The 26,604-nt window shown below is 69.0% G+C and carries 26 protein-coding genes; 7 read left to right on the forward strand and 19 right to left on the reverse strand.

All coding sequences use genetic code 11. The features are described 5' to 3' along the window. Window positions 1-74: 74 nt before the first annotated feature. The 4 genes from PM1_RS26395 to PM1_RS26410 all read left to right on the forward strand — a co-directional run bounded on the left by PM1_RS26395 (window position 75) and on the right by PM1_RS26410 (window position 3,067). Window positions 75-1,031: a helix-turn-helix domain-containing protein gene (locus PM1_RS26395; RefSeq protein ID WP_009617325.1), complete on the forward strand. Its 957-nt coding sequence runs from the start codon at window positions 75-77 to the stop codon at window positions 1,029-1,031. Between the two features lie 81 nt (window positions 1,032-1,112). Next, the gene (gene arfA / locus PM1_RS26400; protein WP_009617322.1) at window positions 1,113-1,265 is read left to right on the forward strand and encodes an alternative ribosome rescue factor ArfA; all 153 of its coding nucleotides are present in this window, start codon (window positions 1,113-1,115) and stop codon (window positions 1,263-1,265) included. Between the two features lie 129 nt (window positions 1,266-1,394). Continuing rightward, entirely contained in the window at window positions 1,395-1,685 is a 291-nt protein-coding gene (locus PM1_RS26405; protein ID WP_009617320.1) for a hypothetical protein, read from the forward strand. A gap of 77 nt (window positions 1,686-1,762) precedes the next feature. Continuing rightward, window positions 1,763-3,067 carry a lytic murein transglycosylase gene (locus tag PM1_RS26410; protein ID WP_371263889.1) on the forward strand — a complete coding sequence of 435 codons (1,305 nt, stop codon included), beginning with the start codon at window positions 1,763-1,765 and terminating at the stop codon, window positions 3,065-3,067. Window positions 3,068-3,110: 43 nt separating this feature from the next. On the opposite strand, the gene PM1_RS26415 is transcribed toward PM1_RS26410, so the two are convergent. From PM1_RS26415 to PM1_RS26500, 18 genes are all read right to left on the reverse strand, one after another. Then, window positions 3,111-4,136: a fimbrial protein gene (locus PM1_RS26415; RefSeq protein ID WP_009617316.1), complete on the reverse strand. Its 1,026-nt coding sequence runs from the start codon at window positions 4,134-4,136 to the stop codon at window positions 3,111-3,113. A gap of 243 nt (window positions 4,137-4,379) precedes the next feature. Beyond that, window positions 4,380-5,366, reverse strand: a complete 987-nt coding sequence (locus PM1_RS26420; protein ID WP_009617314.1) for a fimbrial protein — start codon at window positions 5,364-5,366, stop codon at window positions 4,380-4,382. 8 nt (window positions 5,367-5,374) lie between these two features. Then, window positions 5,375-6,373 carry a fimbrial protein gene (locus tag PM1_RS26425; protein WP_009617310.1) on the reverse strand — a complete coding sequence of 333 codons (999 nt, stop codon included), beginning with the start codon at window positions 6,371-6,373 and terminating at the stop codon, window positions 5,375-5,377. A 33-nt stretch (window positions 6,374-6,406) separates the two neighbouring features. Further along, on the reverse strand, window positions 6,407-8,956 hold the full coding sequence (locus PM1_RS26430; RefSeq protein ID WP_009617308.1) for a fimbria/pilus outer membrane usher protein: 2,550 nt from the start codon (window positions 8,954-8,956) through the stop codon (window positions 6,407-6,409). A 5-nt stretch (window positions 8,957-8,961) separates the two neighbouring features. Continuing rightward, window positions 8,962-9,693: a fimbrial biogenesis chaperone gene (locus tag PM1_RS26435; protein ID WP_009617306.1), complete on the reverse strand. Its 732-nt coding sequence runs from the start codon at window positions 9,691-9,693 to the stop codon at window positions 8,962-8,964. 49 nt (window positions 9,694-9,742) lie between these two features. Then, window positions 9,743-10,285 carry a fimbrial protein gene (locus PM1_RS26440; protein ID WP_009617304.1) on the reverse strand — a complete coding sequence of 181 codons (543 nt, stop codon included), beginning with the start codon at window positions 10,283-10,285 and terminating at the stop codon, window positions 9,743-9,745. 394 nt (window positions 10,286-10,679) lie between these two features. Beyond that, on the reverse strand, window positions 10,680-11,663 hold the full coding sequence (gene lipA, locus PM1_RS26445; RefSeq protein WP_009617302.1) for a lipoyl synthase: 984 nt from the start codon (window positions 11,661-11,663) through the stop codon (window positions 10,680-10,682). Further along, the gene (lipB, locus tag PM1_RS26450) at window positions 11,660-12,322 is read right to left on the reverse strand and encodes a lipoyl(octanoyl) transferase LipB (protein WP_009617300.1); all 663 of its coding nucleotides are present in this window, start codon (window positions 12,320-12,322) and stop codon (window positions 11,660-11,662) included. Before lipB ends, lipA begins: the two co-directional genes overlap by 4 nt. Continuing rightward, on the reverse strand, window positions 12,322-12,612 hold the full coding sequence (locus tag PM1_RS26455) for a DUF493 domain-containing protein (protein WP_009617299.1): 291 nt from the start codon (window positions 12,610-12,612) through the stop codon (window positions 12,322-12,324). The genes lipB and PM1_RS26455 overlap by 1 nt, the downstream gene beginning before the upstream one ends. 196 nt (window positions 12,613-12,808) lie before the next feature. Beyond that, complete coding sequence (locus PM1_RS26460) at window positions 12,809-13,969, reverse strand: D-alanyl-D-alanine carboxypeptidase family protein (RefSeq protein ID WP_009617298.1); 1,161 nt, start codon at window positions 13,967-13,969, stop codon at window positions 12,809-12,811. Window positions 13,970-14,058: 89 nt separating this feature from the next. Further along, entirely contained in the window at window positions 14,059-15,090 is a 1,032-nt protein-coding gene (locus tag PM1_RS26465) for a septal ring lytic transglycosylase RlpA family protein (protein ID WP_009617297.1), read from the reverse strand. Then, a complete protein-coding gene (gene mltB / locus PM1_RS26470) occupies window positions 15,087-16,109 on the reverse strand; it encodes a lytic murein transglycosylase B (RefSeq protein WP_099049029.1) in 1,023 nt (340 codons plus the stop codon). The genes PM1_RS26465 and mltB overlap by 4 nt, the downstream gene beginning before the upstream one ends. A gap of 21 nt (window positions 16,110-16,130) precedes the next feature. Continuing rightward, window positions 16,131-17,234 carry a rod shape-determining protein RodA gene (gene rodA / locus PM1_RS26475; RefSeq protein WP_099049098.1) on the reverse strand — a complete coding sequence of 368 codons (1,104 nt, stop codon included), beginning with the start codon at window positions 17,232-17,234 and terminating at the stop codon, window positions 16,131-16,133. A 50-nt stretch (window positions 17,235-17,284) separates the two neighbouring features. Beyond that, window positions 17,285-19,171: a penicillin-binding protein 2 gene (mrdA, locus tag PM1_RS26480; RefSeq protein WP_009617294.1), complete on the reverse strand. Its 1,887-nt coding sequence runs from the start codon at window positions 19,169-19,171 to the stop codon at window positions 17,285-17,287. A 15-nt stretch (window positions 19,172-19,186) separates the two neighbouring features. Further along, window positions 19,187-19,654: a 23S rRNA (pseudouridine(1915)-N(3))-methyltransferase RlmH gene (gene rlmH / locus PM1_RS26485; protein WP_009617293.1), complete on the reverse strand. Its 468-nt coding sequence runs from the start codon at window positions 19,652-19,654 to the stop codon at window positions 19,187-19,189. 6 nt (window positions 19,655-19,660) lie between these two features. Next, window positions 19,661-20,014, reverse strand: coding sequence for a ribosome silencing factor (gene rsfS, locus PM1_RS26490; protein ID WP_009617292.1), 354 nt, complete (start codon window positions 20,012-20,014; stop codon window positions 19,661-19,663). Between the two features lie 11 nt (window positions 20,015-20,025). Next, the gene (gene nadD / locus PM1_RS26495; RefSeq protein ID WP_009617291.1) at window positions 20,026-20,688 is read right to left on the reverse strand and encodes a nicotinate-nucleotide adenylyltransferase; all 663 of its coding nucleotides are present in this window, start codon (window positions 20,686-20,688) and stop codon (window positions 20,026-20,028) included. Further along, the gene (locus tag PM1_RS26500; RefSeq protein WP_009617290.1) at window positions 20,688-21,953 is read right to left on the reverse strand and encodes a glutamate-5-semialdehyde dehydrogenase; all 1,266 of its coding nucleotides are present in this window, start codon (window positions 21,951-21,953) and stop codon (window positions 20,688-20,690) included. The genes nadD and PM1_RS26500 overlap by 1 nt, the downstream gene beginning before the upstream one ends. Window positions 21,954-22,271: 318 nt before the next feature. Here PM1_RS26500 and PM1_RS26505 point away from each other — a divergent pair, with 318 nt between their 5' ends. Then, entirely contained in the window at window positions 22,272-23,498 is a 1,227-nt protein-coding gene (locus PM1_RS26505) for an alpha/beta fold hydrolase (protein ID WP_009617288.1), read from the forward strand. Between the two features lie 155 nt (window positions 23,499-23,653). Here the strand turns inward: PM1_RS26505 and PM1_RS26510 are convergent, their stop codons facing one another. After that, a complete protein-coding gene (locus PM1_RS26510; protein ID WP_009617287.1) occupies window positions 23,654-24,508 on the reverse strand; it encodes a class I SAM-dependent methyltransferase in 855 nt (284 codons plus the stop codon). A 63-nt stretch (window positions 24,509-24,571) separates the two neighbouring features. Here PM1_RS26510 and PM1_RS26515 point away from each other — a divergent pair, with 63 nt between their 5' ends. Both PM1_RS26515 and PM1_RS26520 read left to right on the forward strand, forming a co-directional pair. Beyond that, window positions 24,572-25,291, forward strand: coding sequence for a DNA-3-methyladenine glycosylase (locus tag PM1_RS26515; protein WP_009617286.1), 720 nt, complete (start codon window positions 24,572-24,574; stop codon window positions 25,289-25,291). Then, window positions 25,288-26,601: a bifunctional DedA family/phosphatase PAP2 family protein gene (locus tag PM1_RS26520; protein ID WP_009617285.1), complete on the forward strand. Its 1,314-nt coding sequence runs from the start codon at window positions 25,288-25,290 to the stop codon at window positions 26,599-26,601. Before PM1_RS26515 ends, PM1_RS26520 begins: the two co-directional genes overlap by 4 nt. Window positions 26,602-26,604: the final 3 nt, after the last annotated feature.

The following is a 26,604-nucleotide window of genomic DNA, read 5'->3' on the forward strand; positions in this document are numbered from 1 at the left end:
CCGGCCGTTGCCCGGGATGCGGCACGGGACCTGCTTGGAAAACGCCCCTGCACGCCAGCCACACAGCGCCCGCCATGACCGCCATCGCCCGCTTCGACACCGCCAGCCAGCCCGAACAACAGCGCCAGGCCTACTGGAACCAGTGCGTCAGCGGCGCCTATTTCCCGCTGGAACTGGACTACACCGGGCCCCAGCCCCTGTGCGCCAGCCTGGAGCTCTTCGACCTGGGCGAAGTGTCGCTCTCCCAGTTGCGCTCCACGCCGCTGTGCTACCGCCGCCAGACACGCCACCTGAGCGCCTGCGACGAGGCGTCGTTCCTGCTGACGCTGCCGCTGCACAGCTGTTTCGAATTTACCCAGCGCGGCCGCAGCATCCGCTGCGCGCCCGGGTCCTTCGTCCTCGAGCGCAGCGCCGAGCCCTACGAGTTCCACTACGCCCAGGACAACCTGCTGCGCGTGCTCAAGCTGCCCGAGACCACCCTGCGCCGCCACGTGGCCGCACCCGATCGCCTCTGCGCCCTGGCCTTCGACGCCAGCCAGGGCGCCGGCGCCCTTTTCGTCGACTACCTGGAGCTGTGCGTGCGGCGCCTCGGCGAACTGCACCCCGGCGACGAAGCGCACCTTGGCCGCCAGCTCATGGAACTGCTGGGCCTGGCCCTGGAGCGCCAGGCCCCGGGCGAGAGCGGCGAAAGCGCGGTGAGCGCCGCCCACCTGCTGCGCATCGAGCGGCACATCCACCGCCACCTCGGCGACAACGACCTGAGTCCAGCCAGCATCGCCGCGGCTTGCGGCATTTCGGTGCGCTACCTGCACCGCCTGTTCCAGGGCAGCGGCCGCAGCGTGCAGGAATGGATTCGCGCATTGCGTCTGCTGGCCTGCCACGAGGCCCTGAGCAGCGGCCCGCCGAACCTGCCGCTGGGCGAGCTGGCCTACCGCTGGGGCTTCGCCGACCAGGCCCACTTCAGCCGCCTGTTCAAGCAGCGCTTCGGCGTCACCCCCGGCGAGGTCCGGCGCAACCGACCAAAGGCCTGAGCCGAGCATGGACATTCCCGGCGAAAGCGCCGATGATGCCCGCGCCCGCAATGGGCGGGCGTTCATCCCGAGGAGAAGAGCATGGCGAAGAAAGCCAAGCGGCCGAACAAGGCCAAGTCCCTGGTAGCCCAACCGCTGTTCCGCAGCCGCCAGGAAAAACCGCTGAAAGGCAAAGGCAGCTACCGCCGCGAAGCCTCCCACAACTGGGAGGCTTCGTCGCTTCTGGCAGCCTGAAAACCGCACGTCCCTCCGCATCGCCCCGCCCTCGTCCCTCCCCGCCCCCTGCGCTTCCCGGCCAGTTCGATTGAACTTGGCAGCCCGTTCGAGCCTCCATGGAATAGGCACAACACCCGGAGAAGCACGATGAACACCAGGACACTCGCCGCCGGCCTGGTGCTGGCCCTGCTGCCCATGGCCGGCTCGGCCTGGGCCTTCTGTTCCGACCAGCAGGCCCTGGCCAAGGGCCGCCAGGTCGCGGACAAGGTCGCCGCCATCACCCAGCGCGACCCGGAAACCGCCAAGCGCCTCAACGCCCAGCTCGCCGCCATGAAGAAGAGCCGTTCCAGCAAGGAGCGCCCGGACGACTGCGCGGCCTACGACCAGATGCTCAAGGAGCTGGACCAGAGCGCCGCCAAGGCCAAGCCCGCCCCCTGAACCTGCAACAACCTGTCATCGCGGCGCCCGGCCCGGCGGCAGACGCTCCGGCGTCCGCGTGCTAAGGTGGCCGCTGCCTGAAGAACCCGCCGAGGAGCGCAATGCGCACACCCGCTTCACCCTTCCGTCTGTTTCCCCTCTGCCTGACCCTTCTCAGTGCCTGCGTGCTCTCCGCCTGCGCCGACGCGCCGGCGGCGAATTCGCAGCCGTCCACGGCCAGCGTGCTGCTCGACGCCGATGGCCAGCCGCTGCCGTCCATCAGCTTCGAGACCTGGCGCGAGGGCTTCCGCCAGCAGGCCCTGGCCGCCGGCATCAGCGCGCAGACCTTCGACCAGGCCTTCGCCGGCCTGGAGCCCGACCCGGCGGTGGTCACCGCCGACCGCAGCCAGCCGGAGTTCACCCGGCCGGTGTGGGAATACCTGGCCGGCGCCGTGTCGCCGGCGCGCATCCGCAATGGCCAGGGCAAGCTGACGCAGAACGCCGCCGTGCTGCAGCGCATCGACAGCCGCTACGCGGTGGATGCCGAGGCCGTGGTGGCGATCTGGGGCATGGAAAGCAACTTCGGCAACAACATGGGCGAGCGCAACGTGATCCGTTCCCTGGCCACCCTGGCCTACGAAGGGCGCCGCCCGGAGTACGCCCACGGCCAGTTGCTGAGCGCCCTGCGGATCATCCAGCACGGCGACGTGCCGGCCAGCGCCATGGTCGGCTCCTGGGCCGGCGCCATGGGCCAGACGCAGTTCATCCCCACCACCTACGACCAGTATGCGGTGGACTTCGACGGCGACGGCCGCCGCGACATCTGGCGCTCGGCCGACGACGCCCTCGCCTCCACCGCCAACTACCTCCAGGCCTCCGGCTGGAAGCCCGGCCAGAGCTGGGGTTTCGAGGTGCGCCTGGCCCAGGGCTTCGACTACGCCCAGGCCGACATGAGCATCCGCAAGCCGATCGGCGAATGGCTGCGCCTGGGCGTGCAGCCGGTGGGCGGGCGCCTGCCGGGCAACCCCCAGGCCACGGCCTCGCTGTTGCTGCCGGCCGGCTACCGCGGCCCGGCGTTCCTGGTGCTGGACAACTTCCGCGCCATCCTCAGGTACAACAACTCCACCGCCTATGCGCTGGCCGTCGGGCTGCTGTCGGACAGCTTCAAGGGCCTGGGCCGCATCGAGGCCGGCTGGCCGGTGGAAGACCGCCCGCTCAGCCGCAGCGAGCGCATCGCCCTGCAGCAGGGCCTGGCCGCCCGCGGCTACCAGCCGGGCAACCCGGACGGCATCATCGGCGCCAACACCCGCACGGCCATCCGCGCCTACCAGCAGAGCCAGGGCCTGCCGGCCGACGGCTACCCCACTCCGGCGCTGCTGGCGCGCCTGCAGCAAGGCGACTGAAAGGTCCAGTGCGGGCCGGCAACGCCGGCCCGCACCGACCGCCTCATTCGTAGAACAGCGTGAACATCGCCGAAGCCCGCACCGCGCCGCCGCTGATGCGGTTGGAAGTCTTGTAGTACCTGGCCACCAGCGGGATCGACAGCGGCAGGTTGGAGCCCGAGACGTTCGCCTGGGTCAGGCGGGTGGACAGCGGCAGCACCGTGGAACTGGACGCGTCGCCCTGGAACAGCTGGATGCCGACGCCCGCCGCGTAGTCCGCGCCCTTCGCATTGTCGATGACGTTGGCGACGGTCGCGGCGTTCAGCGGATCGATCCTGTAGCTGACCTTCATGCTGCCGCTGCACAGCAGGCCGATATTGAACGGGGCGGCCTTGCTGTCGTCGGTCATCACCCCGATGCCCGGCGGGAAGTCGGTGACCGTCACCTGGGGCATCCGCACGCGCACGTCGGTGCCCGAGGTGATCTGGCAGGCGGGCGCGCTGACGATGGTCTGCCCCGACAGGGTCAGCTGGGAGACCTCGATGGTGTTGTAGAACACTTGTGACAGGCCACCGATCCGTATCACGCCGGGGCTGACGTCGCCGGTCTTCACCAGATACACGATGAAGTGCGTGAAAGGATCGTAGGTGCCGGCCCGGTAGCTCCAGTTCAGCGCCGAGACTTCCGACCAGGTGCGGTTGTCGGTCAGCCCGAGCGGAAACGGATCGGGCACACAGGAAGACTGGCCCACGTTGCACCAGAACACCGCGATGCCGATACCGGGAACGTTCGTGGCATGGACCGCAGGATTGCCGGTGGGCTGGCCGATGTCGCTGCTCAGGCGGCCGCTGATACGCCCCGCCGAACAGCGGTTGAGCATGCCGGTGGCCCCCCATTTCCAACCCGAACGCCAGAGCACCGCGCCTACCGGTTTATCCCGCGGGACCGACAGCGTGGCAGGTAGAGGCCAATCGACTTTGCCGGGGCCAGCATACCCCGAGCCGCCGTTGCTCCAGGAGCAGTCGGCCTGGGCCAGCACCGGCGACAGTAGCGCCAGGCCCGAGGCGATCGACAACCCCAGGGATTTCATGGGCAATGACAAGGATCCGACACGCAAGCATTTCCGTGACACTTCTCGTTCTCCATCCAGTGGCAGACGAACGGTGCCCGGAACCTCCGCACACGACTCCCCCGCTCCGTGGCAATGTGCCCCGGCTCGGCGGCAGGCGCCTGCCGGGTCGGACCATGATCGGGGTGTCGCCGCCCTGGCTCAACGGCCCGTCCGCGCAAATGCAAACGGGTTCCGCCGCCAGGGCTCAGGATGTCGAATGCGTCACTCGTAGATCATGCTGAAGGTCGCAGCAGTGTTGAGGGCGCCGGGCGTGACCCGCGCGCCGGTCTGGTAGTAGCGGGCGAACAGCGAGATACGCTGCGCGCCGCCCTGGGTCCAGCCCTCGAACACCGTCATCCGCAGCGGCAGCACCACGCTCTTGCCGCCGAGCTCGCGGAACAGCTGGATGCCGACGTTGCGCGCCAGGCCGTCGCCCTGCCGGTTGGCCAGGACGTCGGGGAAGTTGCTGGGGTACAGCGGATCGATGCGGTAGCTCAGGCGGATGTCCGGATCGCACTCCATGCGCAGGTCGAACGGCCGCCCCAGCCAGGGGTCGGGCAACACGCCGCCCTCCTGGAAGGCATCCACCGGGACCGTCGGCAGGCGTATGGTCTGGGTGCTGCTGGCGGGGTCGAGCCGGCAGCCCCGGGCGGTCACCTTCAAGCGCCCGTGGATGCTCAGCTCGCCGACGTCCAGGTTGTCGTAGCGCACCGTCGCGGTGCCGAGGAAGTCGTGCACGCCCGAGGCGATCGGCCCGGTCTTGACCAGCAGCACCAGCCAGTTGTTCTCCGGATCGTAGTCCCAGGGCCCGACCTCCCAGTCCAGGCTGGTGACCGGCAGCGAGGGCTCGCAGCTGTTGCCCCGGTTGCACCAGTACACGGCGACGCCCACGCCCGGCACGTTGGTGGAATGCACGCCGCCGTTGTACCAGCCCGGCACCTCGAGCAGCGGGCCGATGTGCCCCGCCACCCGCCCGGACACCCTGCCCGAGGCGTTGCAGGCGATGCGCACGCCGGTGGCGTTTTGCCAGGCGCTGGAATACAGCATCCGGCCTGGCGCCAGGTCCTGGGGGAAGTCCAGGTCCGCCGGCAGCTCGACGTTGTAGACGGACTTCCTGTAGCCCTGCTTGAAACTGCATTTCGCCCAGGCCGCCGGTGCGGCGAGGCACAGCAGCAGGCACAGGGCACAACCCAGGGTTCTGTTGAGCATGGGAGGCCTCACTCGTAGGTCAGGGTCAGCGTGGCCGAGGTGGTCACCAGCCCCGAGGTGACCTTCGGGGAAATCTGGTAGTACCTGGCCAGCAGCGGGATGCGCACCAGGCCGGCCGCGGTCGAGGGGGTGTGCAGCAGCTTGGTCATGATGGGCAGCGGCTGCGCGTCCTCGCCATCGCCGTGGAACAGCTGGATGCCGACGTTCCTGGCCATGTGCGGCCCCTCGCGGTTGGCCATGACGCCCACCGCCGCGGCCGACAGCGACAGCGGGTCGACCCGGTAGCTGAGGCGGATGCCGGCGTCGCACTGCAGGTTGATGTCGAAGCGCTTCTGCCAGGGCTCCGGCAATACCCCCGGGCCCTGGAAGGCATCCAGGGGCGCGGTGGGCATCTGCACCACCAGGTTGGGCGTGTCCAGCCGACAGGTCGGTGCGCTGGTGGTCAACGAGCCCTGGACGCTGAGCGTACCGATGTCCAGGTCGATGTAGCGTACCGTCGCCGTGCCAGCGAAGCTGTGGAGGCCAGCCTGGAGCGGCCCGGTCTTCACCAGCCGCACCCACCAGTTGTTCCTGGGCGAATAGGTCTCGGCAAACACCCGCCAGTCCAGCTTCTGTACCAGCGACACGCTCTCGTTCGGCACGGGAGGGCTTCCGCACTTGGAGTCGTAGTTGCACCAGAACACCTGGATGCCCACACCCGGAATGTCGGTATCCAGCACCTCGCCATTGCCGAACCCGGGAATGCCCGACAGTGGCGCACCGAAGCCGCCGCCCAGTTGGCCCTGGGCTTGGCCGCTGCTGTCGCAGCGGATGGTCACGCCGGTCGCGCGCCGCCAGCCGCTGTCGAACAGCGCGGTGCCGACCGGCACGTCCCGCGGAACGGCCAGGACGTTATCGATGTGCACGCCGAAGGCCGAGGTCATGTAGCCCTCGTCGAAGGCGCAGGAAGCCCAGGCCGAGGGCGCGGCGAACAGCAGCAGGCAGAGCGACAGGGTTGTTCTCAGCATGGGGAGTCTCCGTGGACGCCGGGCGCCCACCTGTCAGTTGGCGGATCGGCGGCAGAGCGCCTCGAGACGGAAGAACGGCTGGCCTTCGGCCTTCGCTTCCGGCAGTTGGTAGGCGGCCGCGCACTGGCGGTCGGGGCTGGTTCCCCAGCGCACCAGCAGTTCGCCCTGCGCCTGTTCGGCGCGCAGGAACACGCGGCTGCCCTGCCCCACCAGGGTCAGGCTGGTACCCTCGGCATCCAGCACCTCGGCGCCCACCGGCAGCTTGCCGCCGTCCTCGTCCCGCAGCGTCAGCAGCAGCGGCTGGCCGTTGCGCGTCGGGTACTTGAGCAGGGCCACCGAGCCGAAGCGCGGGGCCACCGTCTGCTCGGTCAGTTGCAGTTCGACGTCCTCGCCCAGGCCCTTGGGGTCCAGCCCCACGCGATTGCGCCGGTAGGGGGTGAGGCCGCTGGTGAAGGCGAAGCCGTTGCCGGCGACCTGCGCGCCGGTGCTGTTGACCAGGCCGGCGCCGCTGGCGCCGCGGGCCTCGACCAGGACCTTGGTCTCGCCCTGGTCGGGGCTGAAGTTGATGCCGCCGGCATGGGCCAGCAGGCTGCCGGACAGGCCCACGCCCAGTTGCCGGTAGCCGTCGCCATCGCTGACGCTGGCCGACAGCGAGGCGGCCGAGGCGCGATACTGGGCGTTGGCGCCGCTGCTGGTGCTGCTGCCGCCGTCGTTGCGGCTGCGCGATGCGTAGACGCCGTAGCTGAACGCGCTGCGCTCGCCGAGGGAGCCGGACAGGCCGAGCTGGGCATCGCTGGCGCCGTTGTCGGTGCGGCTGTAGGAACTGCTCAGGTAGGGCGAGCTGGGCGCGCGGCCCAGGGGCAGCGACAGGCTGAGCATGTACTGGTTCTGGCTCTGCCCGGACTGCGAGCGGGTGCGGCTGGCCGACAGGTTCAGGCTGCCCCAGCGCCAGCCGTTGCTGTAGCCGGCCTGGTAGCTGAGGTCGCTGCCGGCGTCGACGTTCCAGTAGTTCTGCGCCGAGCCGCTGAGGTAGAAGCTGCCCCAGCCGTCCGCCAGGGGCTGGCTGATGTTGGCCTGCAGGCGGTTGCGCTGGCGGAAGCGCCCGGTGCCGCCGGAGCCGTCGCTCAGTTCGGCGAACTCGCCCAGCCCCAGGTAGCCTTCGCTGGAAAAGCGGTAGGCGGCGACCGCGAAGTTGGTGCGCGTCGACTCCACCAGCTTGCTGTAGCTCAGCCGGTAGCTCTCCCCGCTGGCCTCGCCGCCCAGGCCGTGGACCGGGTCCAGGCCGGAGGCGCTGGAGCGGGTGACGTCGAAGGCGAAGGCGCCCACCGGCGTGCTCAGCGCCACCCCGCCCTGCAGCGCCAGGTAGTTCTGCGCGACTATGCCGCCGGTATAGCCGGTCCACAGGTTGGACAGGCCGCGCTGGTAGGTGCCCTGGAGGAACTTAGGCGCGTCGTCCAGGCGCTCGTCGCGGTACTCGCCGGCGCTGAGGCTGTAGCGCGACACGCCCGGACGCAGCAGCTGCGCCACGCTGGCGAAGGGCACGGTGAAGCGCCGTTCGCGGCCGTCGGCCTCGGTCACGGTGACTTCCAGGTCGCCGGCATAGCCGGTGCCGTAGAGCTCGTCGATGATGAAGGGGCCGGGCGCCACCGTGGTTTCGTAGAGGATGTTGCCGCCCTGGCGCACCGTGACCTTGGCGTTGGTCTCGGCGGTGCCGCGGATGGCCGGGGCGAAGCCGCGCTGCGAGTCGGGCAGCATGCGCTCGTCCGAGGCCAGCTGGACGCCGGTGAAGGGCACGCTGTCGAACAGGTCGGCGGGGGTGTAGTACTCGCCCAGGGTCAGCTGCGACTTCAGCGCGGTGATGTCGCGCTGGGCGTAGCTGCTGATGGCGTCGTACTCGGAAACGCCGTCGGAGCGGCTGTAGCTGCCGTTGTGGCGCAGGCGCCAGTCGCCGAGGTTCACCCCGCTGTTGAGCCCGGCGTAGTACTGGCTGGAGCTGCTGCCGCCGACGTCGCTGCGGTAGGCGTTGGCGTTGTAGTCGACGAAGGCCGCGGTGATGCCGCGGTCCCAGTCGCGCGGGTCGACGTGGTCGGCGCGGGTGCGGCGCAGGTAGGCCTGGGGAATGCTCAGTTCCAGGCGCATGTCGGCCAGGTCGGGCGCAACCCGGCTGTCCGGGATCAGGCGCTGGAGGTCGATGCACGCCGGGTCGGCGGCCTGCAGCGCCTCGCGGGCCTCGGCTGGCAGGCGGTCGATGGCCAGCCCCAGCAGCGGCAGTTGCTCGCGCGCCCAGCACACGCTGGCGTCCTCGCGCACCTCGACGCGCTGCCGCCCCTGCCAGTTGTCGTTGAGGTACAGGTCCAGCGTGTAGCTGCCGGGCTGCACCGGGCTGCCCTGCTCGAAGCGCGTCAGGTCGACCGTCTGGCCCGGCGCGTTGCGCAGGAAGTCGGTGTCGAAGCGCACCGGCTGGTCGTCCGCCCAGCCGACGAGGCTCGGCAGGCCGGCCAGGGCGGCGGCGAGCGAGCCCAGGGCGACGGTGGTCCCGCGCCGCCCGCTCCAGCGCCGGATGAAGCCTGTGCAGGAGCCCATGCCGGTCACGGCAGCTTGACCTTGTCGTCGGTGGCGACGCCGTAGTCGCTCATCCAGCTGTACTCCAGGGTGCCGCCGGCGGCCTGCAGGGTGGCGGGCAGGGCGAAGTCCTCGTGGGAGAATGGCTTGAGCATGCCCGGGCCGAGATCGTGGCCGCGCCCGCCCTGCTTCAGCCCCAGGCTGGCGTAGGAGACGTGGTAAGGCGTGGGATTTTCCCCGCGCAGTACGCGCTTGCCCGCCTGCTCCAGCACCTGCCAGCGCACCTTGCGCACCGCCTCCGCGGCGCTGCCGGGCAGGCCCGAGGGGCGGTAGAACAGCTTCAGCCGCGAACGCACGGCAATCTGCATGTAGCTGCGCTCGCTGGCGTCCGGCAGCGGCGGGATCTCCAGGGCGTTGAACCAGAACAGCGACTCGCGGTCGTCCGGCAGCGTCTCGCCGCTGAAGGCCACGCGCACCGACTGGCCCTTGGCGGGGTCGAGGCGGAAGATCGGCGGGGTGATGACGAAGGGCGCGTCGGCATCCTGGGGTTGCGTCTGGATGTCGCCTTCGTCGACCCAGATCTGCATCAGCGCCGGGACCTTGCCGTCGTTGCTCAGGCGGACGGTGATTTCCCGCTCGCCGGCGGGGTAGACCAGGCGGGTGCCCTGGACGGTGACGGCGGCCCAGGCGGAAGTGCTCAGGCACGCGGCAAAGGCGAGCCCTGCCGTCATTGCGACAGCACGAATCAGCATGCTCATGGAAACCTCGGTGGATGCCCCGGGAGTCGCCTCCCGGGGGAAGCGGGACTTACTGGTAGCTCATGGTGTACTGCAGGTTGGTCTTCAGTACGCCAGGGGTGGTGGTGGCACTGCTCGCGGCATACTTGGCGACGAACCCCAGGGAGGCCTTGCCGTCGGCACCGGACTCCACCTGGTAGCCGCCGGAGCTGGAGATGTCGCTCAGGTCGATCTTGGTGGTGCCGTCGGCGCGGAACAGGGCGACTTGCGCATTGGTGCCGCCGTTCGCGGGAGGGATGGTGTTGTTCAGGTTGCCGGTGGCGGGGTCGACGTTGCCGCCGGTGGCGAACACCGCGGCGACCATGGCATTGGCGTCGCAGCCGGTGGTGTTGAGGGTGAAGGTCTGCGAGCCGGCAACCGTCCCTGCGCCCTGCAGGAGGTCGGCGTTCACCGGCTGCAGGGTGACGAGCTGGCTGGCGCTGGAAGGCTCGAGGGTGCAGGTCTTGGCGTTGACCAGGCCCTCGAAGGTCAGGGTACCGTCGGCAGCCGTTGCCGCACCGGACAAGCCGGCCACGGAAAGACACGCCAGGGCGGCGATTAGCTTCTTGCTCATTTGTTCGAACTCCAGGTCGATACGGCGTCAGGCAGCGCTTGGCTGGCACTGACTCGTTGGTTGTCAGGGCGTCTTCAAAGGCCCGGACAAATGGTCGAACAAACTCGGAAATGAATTAAGGTAAGGGAACCCCCAAAAAACGTAGGAAACGCCCTATACGCCCAATCGAACTTTTCCCCTATACAGTCAGGGAAAGGCGCCTTCAGCCCCACTTATTTCCTGGCAATGTGCCACTATTCCCGTAAGCCATATCTGTGACCGGCCGCACAGAGGCCCGGGGCAAGCGCGGTTCGTGGGTATGGCGCGGAGGGGAAAGAGAGGTGTCGCAGGGAGGGGAAAATTCGCAGGATGAACGGCCGGCCCCTTGCGGGCCGGCCGGGGTATCGGGCGCCGGTCAGCCGATCTTGCCGCCGTGGGCCTGCTGGTCGGCGTGGTACGAGGAGCGCACCAGCGGGCCGGAAGCGACGTTCTTGAAGCCCATCTTCGCGCCTTCCTCGGCGAACCAGGCGAAGGTGTCCGGGTGGACGAAGCGCTGCACCGGCAGGTGGTTGCGCGAGGGCTGCAGGTACTGGCCGAGGGTCAGCATGTCGATGTCGTGCTCGCGCATGCGCTGCATGACCTCGATGACCTCGTCGTCGGTCTCGCCCAGGCCGAGCATCAGGCCGGACTTGGTCGGCACGTGGGGCACCAGTTGCTTGAACTTCTGCAGCAGGTCCAGCGACCACTCGAAGTCCGAACCCGGGCGCGAGGACTTGTACAGCCGCGGCACGGTTTCCAGGTTGTGGTTGAACACGTCCGGCGGCTCGGCGGCGGTGATTTCCAGGGCGATGTCCATGCGTCCGCGGTAGTCCGGGACCAGGGTTTCCAGCTGGATGCCGGGGGACAGCTTGCGGATTTCGCGCAGGCAGTCGGCGAAGTGCTGGGCGCCGCCGTCGCGCAGGTCGTCGCGGTCCACCGAGGTGATCACCACGTACTTCAGGCGCAGGTCGGCGATGGCGATGGCCAGGTTGGTCGGCTCGTCCACGTCCAGCGGCTTCGGCCGGCCGTGGCCGACGTCGCAGAACGGGCAGCGGCGGGTGCAGATGTCGCCCATGATCATGAAGGTCGCGGTGCCGCCGGAGAAGCACTCGCCCAGGTTCGGGCAGGAGGCCTCTTCGCACACGCTGTGCAGCTTGTGCTTGCGCAGCAGTTGCTTGATGCGGTCCACCTCGGGCGAGACCGGGATGCGCACGCGGATCCAGTCGGGTTTCTTCGGCAGTTCCTCGGTGGGGATGATCTTCACCGGAATGCGCGCCACCTTCTCGGCGCCGCGCAGTTTCACGCCGACTTCCACCTTGCCCGGCTTGCCTTGGCCCGGGGTCTCCACAACAGTGCTCATCTCAGTTCGATCCCGCCCGTTAGGGTCTTCTGTTCAGCGTAGCCAAGACGCTCGGTGAGTTCGCCGCGCAGGCGTTCGCGCACCTCGGCCAGGGTGATGGGGCCGGCCAGCTCGCGCAGCTGGGTCATGGCCATGCCTGCGTAGCCGCAGGGATTGATACGACGGAAAGGCTCCAGGTCCATGTCGACGTTCAGCGCCAGGCCATGGAAGGACCGGCCGTTGCGGATGCGCAGGCCGAGGGAGGCGATCTTCGCGCCGTCCACGTAGACGCCCGGGGCGTCGGGTTTGGACACGGCGCTGACGCCGAAGCCCTCGAGCAGGCCGATCAGGCTCTGTTCGATGCGCGTGACCAGCTCGCGCACGCCCAGGTGCGAGCGGCGCACGTCGAGCAGCAGGTAGGCCACCAGTTGGCCGGGGCCGTGGTAGGTCACCTGGCCGCCGCGGTCCACCTTGACCACCGGGATGTCGCCGGGCATCAGCACGTGTTCGGCCTTGCCGGCCTGGCCCTGGGTGAACACCCGCTCGTGCTCCAGCAGCCAGACTTCGTCGGGCGTGCCCTCGTCGCGCTCGGCGGTGAAGCGCTGCATGGCGTGCCAGGTCGGCTCGTAGGGCAGCACGCCGAGTTCGCGGAAGCCCAGGGAAGAACCGGCCTCGGGCATCACAGCACCATGTGCACGCGGCCGCTGGCGCGCAGGTCGCTGTGGATGTTCTGCAACTGGTCGACGCCGGTGGCGGTGATCAGCACCTGCACCGAGAGGAAGCGACCGTTGCGGCTGTCGCGGCTCACCAGGGTGGTGACGTCCAGGTCCGGCGCGTGGCGCTGGATGATCTCCACGACCAGGTCGGCGAAGCCGTCGCCGGCGTCACCGATCACCTTGATCGGGTAGCGTTCGCAGGGGAACTCGATCTTGGGCGCGGGAGGAGTGCTGGTATCAGTGGTTTCAGTCATGGCTGTCGCGGGCGGGTAGCCCGCCTCCGCACGAAGCTCCCGGGTCGGGAGGTTCCGGATGGATCGGACCTGACGGCTGCCGACGCCACGGGGGAGGTCGATCAGGCGCAGGCGCGCATTTTACCTGAGTCGAGCGCGCGCATGCGTAGAAATTCCCGGGCTTGTATACAAAAGTACGAGCCCGGGGGACCGTCGGTCAGTTGAACAGGCCGTAGAAGAACAGGCGGATGCTATCCCACAGGCGGCGGAAGATACCACCCTCCTCCACGGCGTTCAGGGCCACCAGGTCGGAGGTGCGCACGACCTTGTCGCCCAGCTTCACTTCCACCTTGCCGATCACCTGGCCCTGCTGGATCGGGGCCATCAGCTGCGGCTGCAGCACCATGTTGGCCTGCAGCTGCTTGAGCTGGCCACGCGGCACGGTCATGGTCAGGTCTTCGGACAGGCCGGCCTTCACTTCATGCTCGGAGCCCTTCCAGACCATGGCCTTGGTCAGCTCGGCGCCCTTCTTGTAGAAGGTCTGCGATTCGAAGAAGCGGAAGCCGTAGGTCAGCAGCTTCTGCGTCTCGGCGGCGCGGGCCTGCTCGCTGTTGGTGCCGAACACCACGGCGATCATGCGCTGGCCGTCACGCACGGCGGAGGCCACGAGGCAGTAGCCGGCTTCCTCGGTGTGGCCGGTCTTCAGGCCGTCGACGGTCTTGTCGCGCCACAGCAGCAGGTTGCGGTTGGGCTGCTTGATGTTGTTCCAGAGGAATTCCTTCTGCGCGTAGATGGCGTAGTGGGTCGGCTCGCCGTAGATGATGGCGCGGGCCAGGGTCGCCATGTCGCGGGCCGAGGAGTAGTGCTCCGGGTTCGGCAGGCCGGTGGCGTCCATGAAGTGGGAATTGGTCATGCCCAGCTTCTGCGCGGTGTTGTTCATCATGTCGGCGAAGGCGTCCTCGCTGCCGGCGATGTGCTCGGCGAGGGCGACGGAGGCGTCGTTGCCCGACTGGATGATGATGCCGTGCAGCAGGTCGCTGACCGACACCTGCGAGCCCAGCTTGATGAACATGCGCGAGCCGCCGGTGCGCCAGGCGTGCTCGCTGACGGTCACCATGTCGCTCTCGGCGATGCGCCCGCCCTCGATTTCCTTGGTGGCGATGTAGGCGGTCATCAGCTTGGTCAGGCTGGCCGGGGGCAGGCGCTCGTCGGCGTTGTTCTCCACCAGGACCTGGCCGCTGGCGCCGTCCATCAGCACCCAGGCCTTGGCCGCCAGTTGCGGCGCGGCGGGGACAACGGATTCAGCCGCCCAGCCGGCCACGGGGGCGCTGAGCAACACGAGCATGGACAGGCGTTTGGCGATGGTGATGATATTCATCCGTCTCTCTGGGTTCACTAATGGTCAAACAATCCCTTGGGGGAATTCCCGGGCGGCCTCTGGCGTGCCGCTTGATCGGTGCGCCGCGTTCAGTCCGGGCGCACCAGCTTGGGTTGGCCGAGGTTGGCCAGGCGGATGCTGTCCTGCATCCGCGCCGCTTCATCCTGCGTTCCGATCGGCCCCAGGCGTACCCGGTGCAGGGTCTGCTTGTTGACCACGACCGAGCTGATAAAGACCTGGGCCGAGGTCATGCCGCTGATCTTGTCCCTGAGCAGTTCCGCAGCGTCCGGGTTGGCGAAGGCACCCACCTGGAGATACAGGCCAGCGGCTGGTAATGAAGCGTTTTTTTTTGAGTCGACCTGCACCGGCGCCACGGGCGCGGCGTGCTGCGCCGGCGGCGGGGTGTAGACCTCGATCGGCTGGGCCATGGCCACCGCCTGGGGCTGCGCGCCGGCCGCCGGGGCGCTCTGCACCGGCGCCATCTTCGGCTGCGCCAGGACCATCGGCACCGGGCGCCCCTGGGCGGCCCACCAGCGCTGCGGGTCGATGCCCTCGACCTTGACCCGCGCGGTGCCGGTCTCGGCGTAGCCGAGCTTCTTGGCCGCGGCGAAGGACAGGTCGATGACGCGGTCGGAATAGAACGGGCCGCGGTCGTTGACGCGGACGATGACGCTCTTGCCGTTGTCCAGGTTGGTCACCCGCACGTAGCTGGGCAGCGGCAGCGTCTTGTGCGCCGCGGTCATGCCGTAGAGGTCGTACATCTCGCCGTTGGCGGTGGCCTGGCCGTGGAACTTGGTGCCGTACCAGGACGCCGTGCCGGTCACGCTGTAGGCGCGCGCGTCGCTGAGCGGGTAGTAGGTCTTGCCCAGCACGGTGTAGGGGTTGTTCTTGAACGGGCCGTTGTGCGGCATCGGCACGGCATCGGGGATGCGCGACACGTCGACGTCCCACCAGGGGGCGCCGTCGCGGTGCGGCCGGTTGTAGTCCATCGGCCCGGAAAGGCCGCCGCTTTTCGCCGGCTGCGGAGCCCGGGAGCTGGTGCAACTGGCGAGCAGCACGGCGCTCAGGCCGAAGCACGCCGCCGCCGACCAGAAGCCCGGTCGCTTCAGTCGCTGGTTCACTGGACACCTCGCGCCCGGACGATTTCGCCGGCCAGCTGATGGACCGCCATGGCGTACATGGCGCTGCGGTTGTAGCGGGTGATCACGTAGAAGTTGGGCAGCCCGACCCAGTATTCGGGGCCGTCGGCGCCTTCGAAGCGGATGGCGGTGACCTTGAGGTCGTCGCGCAGCACGTCATGGGTGCGCCAGCCCGCGGCGCGCAGCTGGCCGAGGCTCATCTGCGGCTCCAGGCCCTGGGTGATGGCGTCCTGGGCGCTGTCCATGCTCAGCTCGGCCTGCGACACCACCGGCTCGCCGGCCTGCCAGCCATGCTGCTTGAAGTAGCTGGCGACGCTGCCGATGGCATCGGTCGGGTCGGTCCAGATATTGATGTGGCCGTCGCCGTCGAAGTCCACGGCGTAGGCGCGGAAGCTGCTGGGCATGAACTGCGGCAGGCCCATGGCGCCGGCGTAGGAACCGTTCAGGCCGAGCGGGTCGACCTGCTGCTCGCGGGCCAGCAGGAGGAACTGCTTGAGTTCCTTGCGGAAGAAGTCGGCGCGCGGCGGGTAGTCGAAGGCCAGGGTGGACAGCGCGTCCATCACCCGGTAATTGCCGGTGTTGCGGCCGAAGAAGGTCTCGACGCCGATGATCGCCACTATGTACTGGGCCGGCACGCCGTAGTCCTTCTCCGCGCGGGCCAGGGCCTCGGCGTTCTGGTTCCAGAACTCCACGCCGCGCTTGATGCGCGCGTCGGTGAGGAAGATCGGCCGGTAGTCCTTCCACGGCTTGACGCGCTCGGCGGGCCGGGAAATGGCGTCGAGGATCGACTGCTTGCGTTCGACGTCCTGGAACAGCGAAAGCAGCTGCTCGTCGGCGAAGCCGTAATCGCGGGTCATCTCGCCGACGAACTGGGCGACCTGGGGCGAACCGTCGTAGTCGCCCGCCTGGGCGGCGCCGCCGAAGCCGATGGCCCCGGCCAGCCCCACCCAATGGACACCCCTGACGGCCCACTCGCGCAGTATCTGCATTCCTTTCTTCACTCTGGTCTCAACGTTTCTTCTTCAAACCTGGGCGATCCATTTCCGGTGCGTATGAATCGACATCAAAACCCCGAACCCTGACATCAGCGTCACCAGCGAAGTTCCGCCGTAGCTGATGAAGGGAAGCGGAACCCCCACGACCGGCAGCAACCCGCTGACCATACCAATGTTGACGAACACGTACACGAAGAAGGTCATGGTGATGCTGCCGGCCAGCAGCTTGCCATACAGCGTCTGGGCCTGCGCCGTGATCACCAGCCCGCGGTAGATCACCATCAGGTACAGGGCCAGCAGCAGGCATACCCCCACCAGGCCGAACTCTTCGCCGAGCACGGCAATGATAAAGTCCGTATGGCTTTCCGGCAAAAAATCCAGGTGCGACTGGGTGCCCAGCAGCCAGCCCTTGCCGAACACGCCGCCGGAACCGATGGCCGCTTTTGACTGGATGATGTTCCAGCCGGTGCCCAGCGGGTCGCTTTCCGGGTCGAGGAAAGTCAGCACGCGCTGCTTCTGGTAATCGTGCATGACGAAGAACCACATGGCCACCGCCACCGGTACCGCCGCGGTCACCGCGCCGAGGATCCAGCGCCACTGCAGGCCGCCGACGAACAGCACGAAGGCGCCGGAGGCCAGCACCAGCATGGCGGTGCCCAGGTCCGGCTGCTTGAGGATCAGTACGAAGGGCACGCCGATCAGCGCCAGGCTGATCGCCAGGTGCTTGAGGTTCGGCGGCAGGTTGCGCTTGGACATGTACCAGGCCAGCGTCATGGGCATGAACAGCTTCATGAACTCGGCGGGCTGGAAGCGGATCACCCCGGGGATGTTGATCCAGCGCGTGGCGCCCATGGCGTTGTGGCCCATGACGTCCACCACCACCAGCAGCAGCACCCCGATCAGGTAGCCCAGCGGCACCCAGCGCGCCAGGAAGCGCGGCTCGATCTGGGCGATGACGAACATCATCACCAGGCCCAGGCCGAAGGACGAGGCCTGCTTGAGCAGCAGGTCCCAGCTCTTGCCGCTGGCCGAATAGAGGACGAACAGGCCGGCCGCGCCCAGCACCAGCAACAGCAGCAGCAGCAGGCCGTCGATGTGCAGCCGCTGCAGCAGGCTGGCGCGCCGCTTCATCACGTCCTCGTTGGACAGCGTGCGGTCGAAGTTGGGGTTCATGTTCATGCTCATGGCTTCGGCGCCTCCGCCACCTGTGGCGCGAATTCGGGCTTGAGCTTGCCGCTCTCGTCCAGCAGCCAGGCGTCCATCACCTGCTTGAGCACGGGGGCGGCGACGCCGGAGCCGGACTCGCCGTTCTCCACCATCACCGACACCGCGATCTGCGGGTTGTCCGCCGGGGCGAAGCCGATGAACAGCGCGTGGTCGCGGTTGCGCTCGTTGAGCTTGGAACGGTCGTAGCGCTCGTTCTGCTTGATCGCCACCACCTGCGCGGTACCGGACTTGCCGGCGATGCGGTAGACCGAGGCGGCGCCGACCTTGTGCGCGGTGCCGCGGGCATTGTGCACCACTTGCTGCATGTCGGAGTCGATCAGTTCCCAGTTGCCCGGCTCGCGCAGCTCGATGTCGGGCATCGGCTCGGGGTCGACCGGCGGCTGGCCGTCGACGGTCCTGGCCAGGTGCGGGCGGATCCACTTGCCGTGGTTGGCGATCAGCGCGGTCATCTGCGCCAGCTGCAGCGGCGTGGACTGCATGTAGCCCTGGCCGATGCCGAGGATCAGCGTCTCGCCGGGGAACCAGACCTGGCGGCGGGTGGCGCGCTTCCACTCGCGCGAGGGCATCAGCCCTGGCGACTCGCCGTACATGTCCAGGGACACGCGCTGGCCGAAGCCGAAGCGGCTCATGTAGTCGTGCAGCCTGTCGATGCCGAGCTTGTGGGCGAGGTCGTAGAAGTAGGTGTCGTTGGAACGCATGATCGCCGTCTCCAGGTTCACCCAGCCCTCGCCGGAGCGGTTCCAGTTGCGGTACTTGTGGTCGTAGTTGGGCAGTTGGTAGTAGCCGGGGTCGAAGACCCGCGAGCTGGGCGTGACCACTCCGGCGTCGAGGCCGGCCAGGGCCACCGCCGGCTTCACCGTCGAGCCCGGCGGGTACAGGCCGCGCAGCACGCGGTTGTACAGCGGGCGGTCGATGGAATCGCGCAGCGCCGAGTAGTCCTTGAAGCTGATGCCGGTGACGAACAGGTTGGGGTCGTAGCTCGGCTGGCTGACCATCGCCAGCACCTCGCCGGTGGCCGGCTGGATCGCCACGATGGCGCCGCGGCGCCCGCCCAGGGCCTCCTCGGCCTTGGCCTGCAGCTTGCTGTCGATGCTCAGGACGATGTCCTTGCCCGGCACCGGGTCGGTGCGCTTGAGCACGCGCAGCACGCGGCCGCGGGCGTTGGTCTCGACCTCCTCGTAGCCCACCGTGCCGTGCAGCTCGGCCTCGTAGAATTTCTCCACGCCGGTCTTGCCGATGTGGTGGGTGCCGGAATAGTTGACCGGGTCGAGCACCTTCAGCTCTGCCTCGTTGATCCGCCCGACGTAGCCCACCGAGTGGGCGAAGTGCTCGCCCAGCGGGTAGTGGCGGACGAACTGCGCGGTGACGTCGATGCCCGGCAGGCGGTACTGGTTCACGGCGATGCGGGCGATCTGCTCCTCGGACAGCTCGAACATGATCGGCACCGGCTCGAACGGCCGCCGGCCCTGCTTCATGCGCTTCTCGAAGATCGCCTTGTCCTCCTCGGTCAGGCCGAGAATCTCCACCAGCGCCTGCAACTCCTGCTGCAGGTTCTCGGTGCGCTCGCGGGTGACCGTGAGGCTGAAGCTGGGGCGGTTGTCGGCGATCAGCACGCCGTTGCGGTCGTAGATCAGGCCGCGGTTCGGCGGGATCGGCTGGACGTGGACGCGGTTGTTCTCCGACAGCGTCGAGTGGTACTCGTACTGGGTGACCTGCAGGTGGTACATGCGCGCCACCAGCACCAGGGCCAGGAGGAAGATCGCCACCGCGCCGACGACGACCCGGCGACGCACCAGGCGGGCATCCTTCTCGTGGTCCTTGAGTTGTATCGGCTGCGGCATCGGGTACGGCTACGACTACTTGTGGTAGGGGTGCCCGGACAGCACCGTCCAGGCGCGGTAGATCTGCTCGCCCACCAGGATGCGCACCAGCGGGTGCGGCAACGTCAGCGGCGACAGCGACCAGCGCTGTTCGCTGCGCGCGCAGACCTCCGGCGCCAGCCCTTCCGGGCCGCCGACCATGAGGTTGACGGTGCGTGCGTCCAGGCGCCAGCGATCCAGCTCGGCGGCCAGTTGCGGGGTGCTCCAGGGCTTGCCTTCGACTTCCAGGGTCACCACCCGTTCACCGGGCTGCACCTTGGCCAGCATGGCTTCGCCTTCCTGGCGGATCAGCCGGGCCACGTCGGCGTTCTTGCCGCGCGTGTTCAGCGGGATCTCCACCAGTTCCAGGGACAGCTCCGAGGGCAGGCGCTTGACGTACTCCTGCCAGCCCTCTTCGACCCAGCGCGGCATGCGCGAGCCGACCGCGATCAGACGCAGGCGCAAGGGCGCTTACTCGCCGCTGTGGTGGGCGCGGCTCTGTTCGGCGCCGAGCCAGAGGCGCTCCAGGTCGTAGAACTGGCGGGTGGCCGGCTGCATGACGTGGACCACGACGTTGCCCAGGTCGATCAGCACCCATTCGCCGCCTTCCTGGCCCTCGCTGCCGATGGGCTTGACGCCCTGTTCCTTGACCTTCTCCAGGACGTTGTCGGCCAGCGACTTGACCTGGCGGCTGGAGGAGCCGGAGGCGATGACCATGACGTCGGTGATGCTGGTCTTGTCGCGCACGTCGAGGACGGTGATGTCCTGCGCTTTCATGTCTTCCAGAGCGGCGACGGCCAGCTCGACCAGTTGTTCGGTTTGCATTGAATGACTCTCTAGTTTGCCAGGGACGCGCGGTACAGCCCGTGCGCCTCGATGTAGTTCAATACCGCGTCCGGCACCAGGAAGCGCGGCGAGCGCCCCTGCGCCAGCAGGGCGCGGATCTGGGTGGCCGACACCGCCAGGGGCGTCTGCCAGATGAAAGTGACCTGCCCGGCCGGCCCGGCGAGGGCGTTGGGGTCGGCCATGCTACGCGCCGCCAGCAGATCGCGCAGGGCTTCCGGCGCTTCCACGTCGGCATCCGGGCGCTGCAGCACCAGCATGTGGCAGTGCTGCAGCAGTTCGTCCCAGCGGTGCCAGGTGGGCAGGCCGCAGAAGGCATCCCAGCCGACCATCAGGAACAGCTGCGCCTCGCTCCCCAGCTCCGCGCGCAGCGATTCCAGGGTGTCGATGGTGTAGGACGGCTTGTCGCGGGCCAGCTCGCGGGCATCCACCGTCAGGGGCGCGACGCCGGCCACCGCCAGCTCGACCATGGCCAGGCGCTGCTGCGCCGAGACCTGCGGCGTCTCGCGGTGCGGCGGGCGCGCCGCCGGCAGCAGGCGCAACTCGTCCAGGCCCAGCAGCTCGGCGGTTTCCAGCGCACTGCGCAGGTGCCCGATGTGCACCGGATCGAAGGTGCCGCCGAAGAGGCCGATCCGCCGCGCTTGCCATTTACTCATCAGGTGCGCACGTGCCCGTCGCCGAAGACCACGTACTTCTCGCTGGTCAGGCCTTCCAGACCGACCGGGCCGCGGGCGTGCAGCTTGTCGGTGGAAATGCCGATCTCCGCCCCCAGGCCGTACTCGAAGCCATCGGCGAAGCGCGTCGAGGCGTTGACCATGACCGAAGCCGAGTCCACCTCGGCGAGGAAGCGCCGGGCGTTGCTGAAGTTCTCGCTGACGATGGCGTCGGTGTGCTGCGAACCGTAGGTGTTGATGTGCTCGATGGCGCTGTCCAGGTCGTCGACGATGCGGATCGACAGGATCGGCGCGTTGTACTCGGTGCGCCAGTCTTCCTCGGTCGCCTCCAGCACCTCGCTGCCCAGCAGCGCGCGGGTGGCGGCGTCGCCGCGCAGCTCCACGCCCTTGTCGCGGTAGATGGCGGCCAGCGGCGGCAGCACGCGCGCGGCAATGGCCTTGTGCACCAGCAGGGTTTCCATGGTGTTGCACGGCGCGTAGCGCTGGGTCTTGGCGTTGTCGGCGATGCGGATGGCCTTGTCGAGGTCGGCCGACTCGTCGATGAACACGTGGCAGATGCCGTCCAGGTGCTTGATCACCGGCACCTTGGCCTCGCGGCTGATACGCTCGATCAGGCCCTTGCCGCCGCGCGGGACTATCACGTCGACGTACTCGGGCATGCTGATCAGCGCGCCCACGGCGGCGCGGTCGGTGGTCTCGACCACCTGCACGGCGCTCGCCGGCAGGCCGGCCGCGGCCAGGCCTGCCTGGATGCAGCGGGCGATGGCCTGGTTGGAATGGATGGCCTCGGAGCCGCCGCGCAGGATGGTGGCGTTGCCCGACTTCAGGCACAGGCTGGCGGCGTCGATGGTCACGTTCGGCCGCGACTCGTAGATGATCCCGACCACGCCCAGGGGCACGCGCATCTTGCCGATCTGGATGCCCGAGGGCACGAAGCGCATGTCGCGGATCTCGCCGATGGGGTCCGGCAGCTTGGCCACCTGGCGCAGGCCCTCGATCATGTCGTCGATGCGCGCCGGGGTCAGCGCCAGGCGGTCAAGCATGGCTGGCTCCAGGCCATTGGCCCGGCCGGCGGCCAGGTCCTGCTCGTTGGCTTGGGCGAGCTGCTCGCGGGCAGCGTCCAGGGCATCGGCGGCGGCCAGCAGGGCGGCGTTCTTCTGCGCGGTGGAGGCCCGCGCGAGCACGCGCGAGGCTTCACGGGCGGCGCGGCCCAGGCGGCTCATATAGTCGAGGACGGACTCGGTCATGGTTCGTACGCGTCTGCGTGAGGGAAATGCGCGATTATAGCGACCCCGCCTGCGCCCGCCCAGCCACAGCAGCCAGCCGGTAGACAGGGCGTCCCACCGGCGCGCCGGTAACGCCGCCGGGGCGCCGCGGGCCGCGCCCCGGCCGCGGAACGGTGACACCCGCAACAGCGCGTTGCGATTTCCCCCGCCCGAAGGTTGGGTAAACAAAAGGCCGGCCTCTGTCTACCTTGGAGCCACCCCGCCGCGCACTGCCAGCCGTTCGCCATCCGGCACGCCAGGGAAGAACAACAAGAGGCGGAACACCGCCGGAGATTCGCCATGCGCTACCGCACCGATTACAGCGCCCAGGCCCTCACCGCCGCCCCGGCGGTGCTCGAACTGGACGGCTGGCAACTCCACTACCAGGCCTTCGCCCACCGCGCGGACGACCCGCGCCCGCCGGTGCTGCTGCTCGGCGGCGCCTTCCAGAGCTTCCGCTCCTTCGCCGGCGAAGTCAGCGAGCTGCTCGCCGAGCACCCGGTGATCCTCCTCGACCTGCCCAGCCAGGGCGGCAACCTGCAACTGGCGCCGCAGCTGAGCCTGGAGGACCTGGCCGACCTGATCGCCGCCTTCGCCGAGGCGCTGCGCCTGCCACCGCTGATGCCCATCGGCCTGTCCTACGGCTCGGCCCTGGCCGCCCTCTTCGCCGCCCGCCACCCCGGACGCTGCGCGCGCCTGCTGCTGGCCGGCATCACCGCCTTCGGCCGCCCCGGCGCCCGCGCCCTGCTGGAAGAAGCCCTGGCGCGCCTGGACCTGGGCCAGCACGAAGCCTTCGCCAACGGCGTGCTGACCGGCCTGGTCAACCCGCTGCGCCTGGCCGATACCGGCGTCTCCCCGGTGTTCCGCAAGGCCCTGCTGCGCCAGTTGCAGCGCCTGATGCCGGCGGAAGTCGAACGCTACCGGCAGAACAGCCGGCGCCTGCTGGCCTTCGGCGGCTTCGAGCGCCACCCGCAATGCCCGACCCTGGTGCTGGCCGGCGAATACGACCACTTCACCCAACCCTGGGAACACGCCGAATTCGCCCTCGCCTGCGCCGACGCCCAGTTCGCCCTGATCCACGACGCCGACCACCTGGCCCAGTTCGAACGCCGCGGCGCCTGCGCCCGGCTGTACACGCCCTTCCTCGACGGCCAGCCGCTACCGCGCAACGCCGCCGGCAGCACGCGCTTCCAGCGCCAGCAACTGCCGCACCTGGAACGCCGCTTCGAACCGCGCCTGGCACCACCGCAACCCCGCGTCCTGCTGCGCCACGCCGACGGCGGGCAATGGCGCGCCGAACTGATGGAGATCGGCTACTTCGGCGGCCTGGCCCACGCCGACCTGCCACCGGAACTGCCGCAACGCGGCTGGCGCCTGGCCATCCCCGGCGTGGAAGAACTGGACATCCTCCCGCTGCGCCGCACCACGGACGGCGTCGCCTTCATCTTCCCCCACGGCGATCCCCGCGCCAGCGCCAGCCTGGCGGAGCTGGTGGTGCCGTTGCAGCAAGGGGCCTGCGCGGCCTGAGGCAACGGAACGGCGTATAACCGCGAACGGTTATACGCCCTACGCCCAAACTCCCGTAGGGCGCATAACGCCCCGTAGGATGGGTGGAGCGAAGCGATACCCATCACCGTGACCGCATGGGTTTCGTAAACTCAACCCATCCTACGAAGAGCCGGTCAGGTGCGGGCTTCGATGACGCGCACCAGGCTCGGCATCCGCCCGCGCGGCAGGCACAGTTCGGCGCCGTGCACCTGTGGATCGAGCACTTCCACGCCGGCGAAGCCGCAGCCGCGGAAGGCCGCGGCTATTTCCGCCTCGCTGCGGTAGTGCAGCGGGTAGCCGCCGCGGGTGAGCCGGCCGATCAGGCCGACGCCCCAGCGGATCTGCCGGTAGCGCGGGTGTTCGCGCAGGTCGGGGTAGAGTTCGGTAAGGTAGGTGGCGGCCGGGAAGTCGGCCAGGACCGCCGCCAGGCGCGTCCAGAAGCCCTCGATCAGCGGGCGCTGGAAGTAGTTCACCAGGCCCTCGGTGATCACCACCACGGGGCGCTGGCGATCGAGCTGGGCGAAGAGCGCGGCCAGGGTGTGCGGGCCGGTCTCGGCGAGAATGTCCACGGGGTGCACCCGGTGCCTTTCGTCCAGCCAGCCCTGCCCTTGCAGCAGGGCCGACTTGCGCGCGGCCATGGGCGGCAGGTCCGCCTCCAGGTAGTCCAGTTGTGGGTAACGCTGACGGAAGCGCCTGCCGCGCGGCGACAGGCCGCAGGCGATCTCCACCACCTGGGTGACGCCGCGCTGCTCGATGGCCTGGCGCAGGCGCGCGTCTATCAGCAGGTGGCGCTGCAGCAGGAAGTCCTCGATGTTCAGCCCGAAGCCCAGGCGCGCGCCCCAGGCGATCGGCGCCACGCAGCCGTGCACCCAGCGCCCGAAGGCGGTGGCGAAGGCCGGCTCGGCGAGCTTGTGGCGGAACCAGACATAGCCGGTGTAGTGCGCACTGGGGGTGATGTGCGCGCTGTCGGCGCGGATGCGTTCAGCCATGATTCAGTCTCTTGTTGTTATCATCCGCCAGCCTAAGAGCGCCCTGGTGCCCACGACAATCCCATGCCTGCCGATCCCATCCTTGGTTTGCCCTGGCCCGAAGCGCGGCCACTGCCCCATTCCTTCTTCGACCGCGACGCCCTGCTGGTGGCGCGCCAGCTGCTGGGCAAGGTGATCCGTCACCGCGTCGGCGAGCTCTGGCTGTCCACGCGGATCATCGAGACCGAAGCCTATTACCTGGCCGAGAAAGGCAGCCACGCCTCGCTCGGCTACACCGAGAAGCGCAAGGCGCTGTTCCTCGACGGCGGGCACATCTACATGTACTACGCGCGCGGCGGCGACTCGCTGAACTTCAGCGCCGGCGGCGCCGGCAATGCCGTGCTGATCAAGTCCGGCCACCCGTGGATGGACCGCGTCAGCGGCGACGAGGCCCTGGCCCGCATGCGCCAGCTCAACCCCGCCGCCGATGGCAGCGAGCGCCCGCTGGGCAAGCTCTGCGCCGGCCAGACCCTGCTGTGCAAGGCCATGGGCCTCAAGGTGCCGGACTGGGACGCCAGGCAGTTCGACGTGCAGCGGCTGTTCGTCGACGACATCGGCGACACCCCGGCCCAGGTCATCCAGACCACCCGTCTGGGCATCCCCCACGGCCGCGACGAGCACCTGATGTACCGCTTCGTCGACGCCGCCTTCGCGCCCTTCTGCACGCGAAACCCGCTGCGCCGCGGCCAGGTCGAAGGACACGACTATTACCTGCTGGATAGCTCGGAAGCGCACCGCACATGAGCCTGGACCTGTTCAACCAATGGATCGCCGGCCACCCGCAGTGGCTGGGGCTGGTGGTCTTTCTCATCGCCTTCCTCGAATGCGCGGCGGTGGTCGGCCTGGTGCTGCCCGGCGTGGTGATGCTCTTCGCCGTGGCCGTGCTGGCCGGCGGCGGCGCCCTGGGCCTGGGGCAGACGCTGCTGCTGGCCTTCGCCGGCGGCCTGCTGGGCGACCTCTGCTCGTACTTCCTCGGCCGCCGCTTCCACCAGGACATCCGCCGCCTGCCGCTGCTGCGCCACCATCCGGAATGGCTGGCCGGCGCCGAAGGCTTCGTCGCCCGCTACGGCGTCACCAGCCTGCTGGTGGGCCGCTTCATCGGCGCCCTGCGGCCGTTCCTGCCGCTGGTGGCGGGCATGCTCGACATGCCCTTCGGGCGCTTCCTGGCGGTCTCCATCCTGGCCGCCGCCGGCTGGTCGGTGGCCTACCTGCTGCCCGGCTGGACCACCGGCGCGGCCCTGCGCCTGCCACTGCCGGAAGGCTTCTGGCCGGAAATGGCGGTGGTCGCCGGCGGCCTGGCCGTGCTCGGCGGCGCCTTGATCCATGCCTGCCTGAAGCGGCGCCACGGCACCGCGCTGATCGCCGCCGGGCTGAGCAGCGCCCTGCTGCTGGGCATCCTGATCGGCTGGCCGCACCTGGATGCCCTCGACCACGGCCTGATGACGCTGATCCAGCAGGAACGCAGCCCGCTGCTGAACCAGATCATGGTGGCGGTGACGCGCCTGGGCGACTTCCGCACCCAGGTGATCGTCGGCATCGTCGTCAGCGGCCTGCTGCTGGGCCTGGGCAAGTGGCGCCACGCGCTGTTCGCCGGCGGCACCCTGCTGGCCACGGCGCTGCTCAACACCACCCTCAAGCACTTCTTCGGCCGCGCCCGCCCCGAGGTGATCGCCGACCCGCTGAGCGCCTTCAGCATGCCCAGCGGGCATAGCTCGGCGTCCTTCGCCTGCTTCCTGGTGCTCGGCGTGCTGGCCAGCCGCGAGGGCTCGCCGCGGGTGCGCCTGACCTGGCTGCTGCTGGCCATGCTGCCGGCCGCGTGGATCGCCGGCTCGCGTCTGTACCTGGGCGCGCACTGGCCCAGCGACGTGATCGCCGGCGCCCTGCTCGCCGCCGCCGTCTGCGCCGCCGCGCTCTGGGCCAGCCAGTTGCGCCAGCCGCTGCCGGCCCTGCCCAGGCGCATCTGGTGGTGCCTGGTGCCGACCCTGCTGCTGGTGTTCTCGGTCTCGGTCGGCTGGGACCTCAGCCACGCCGTGGCGCGCTACACCCCGCTCTGAGCC

This window comes from Pseudomonas sp. M1, from assembly GCF_022760135.1.
In the GTDB taxonomy this organism is placed as follows: domain Bacteria; phylum Pseudomonadota; class Gammaproteobacteria; order Pseudomonadales; family Pseudomonadaceae; genus Pseudomonas; species Pseudomonas citronellolis.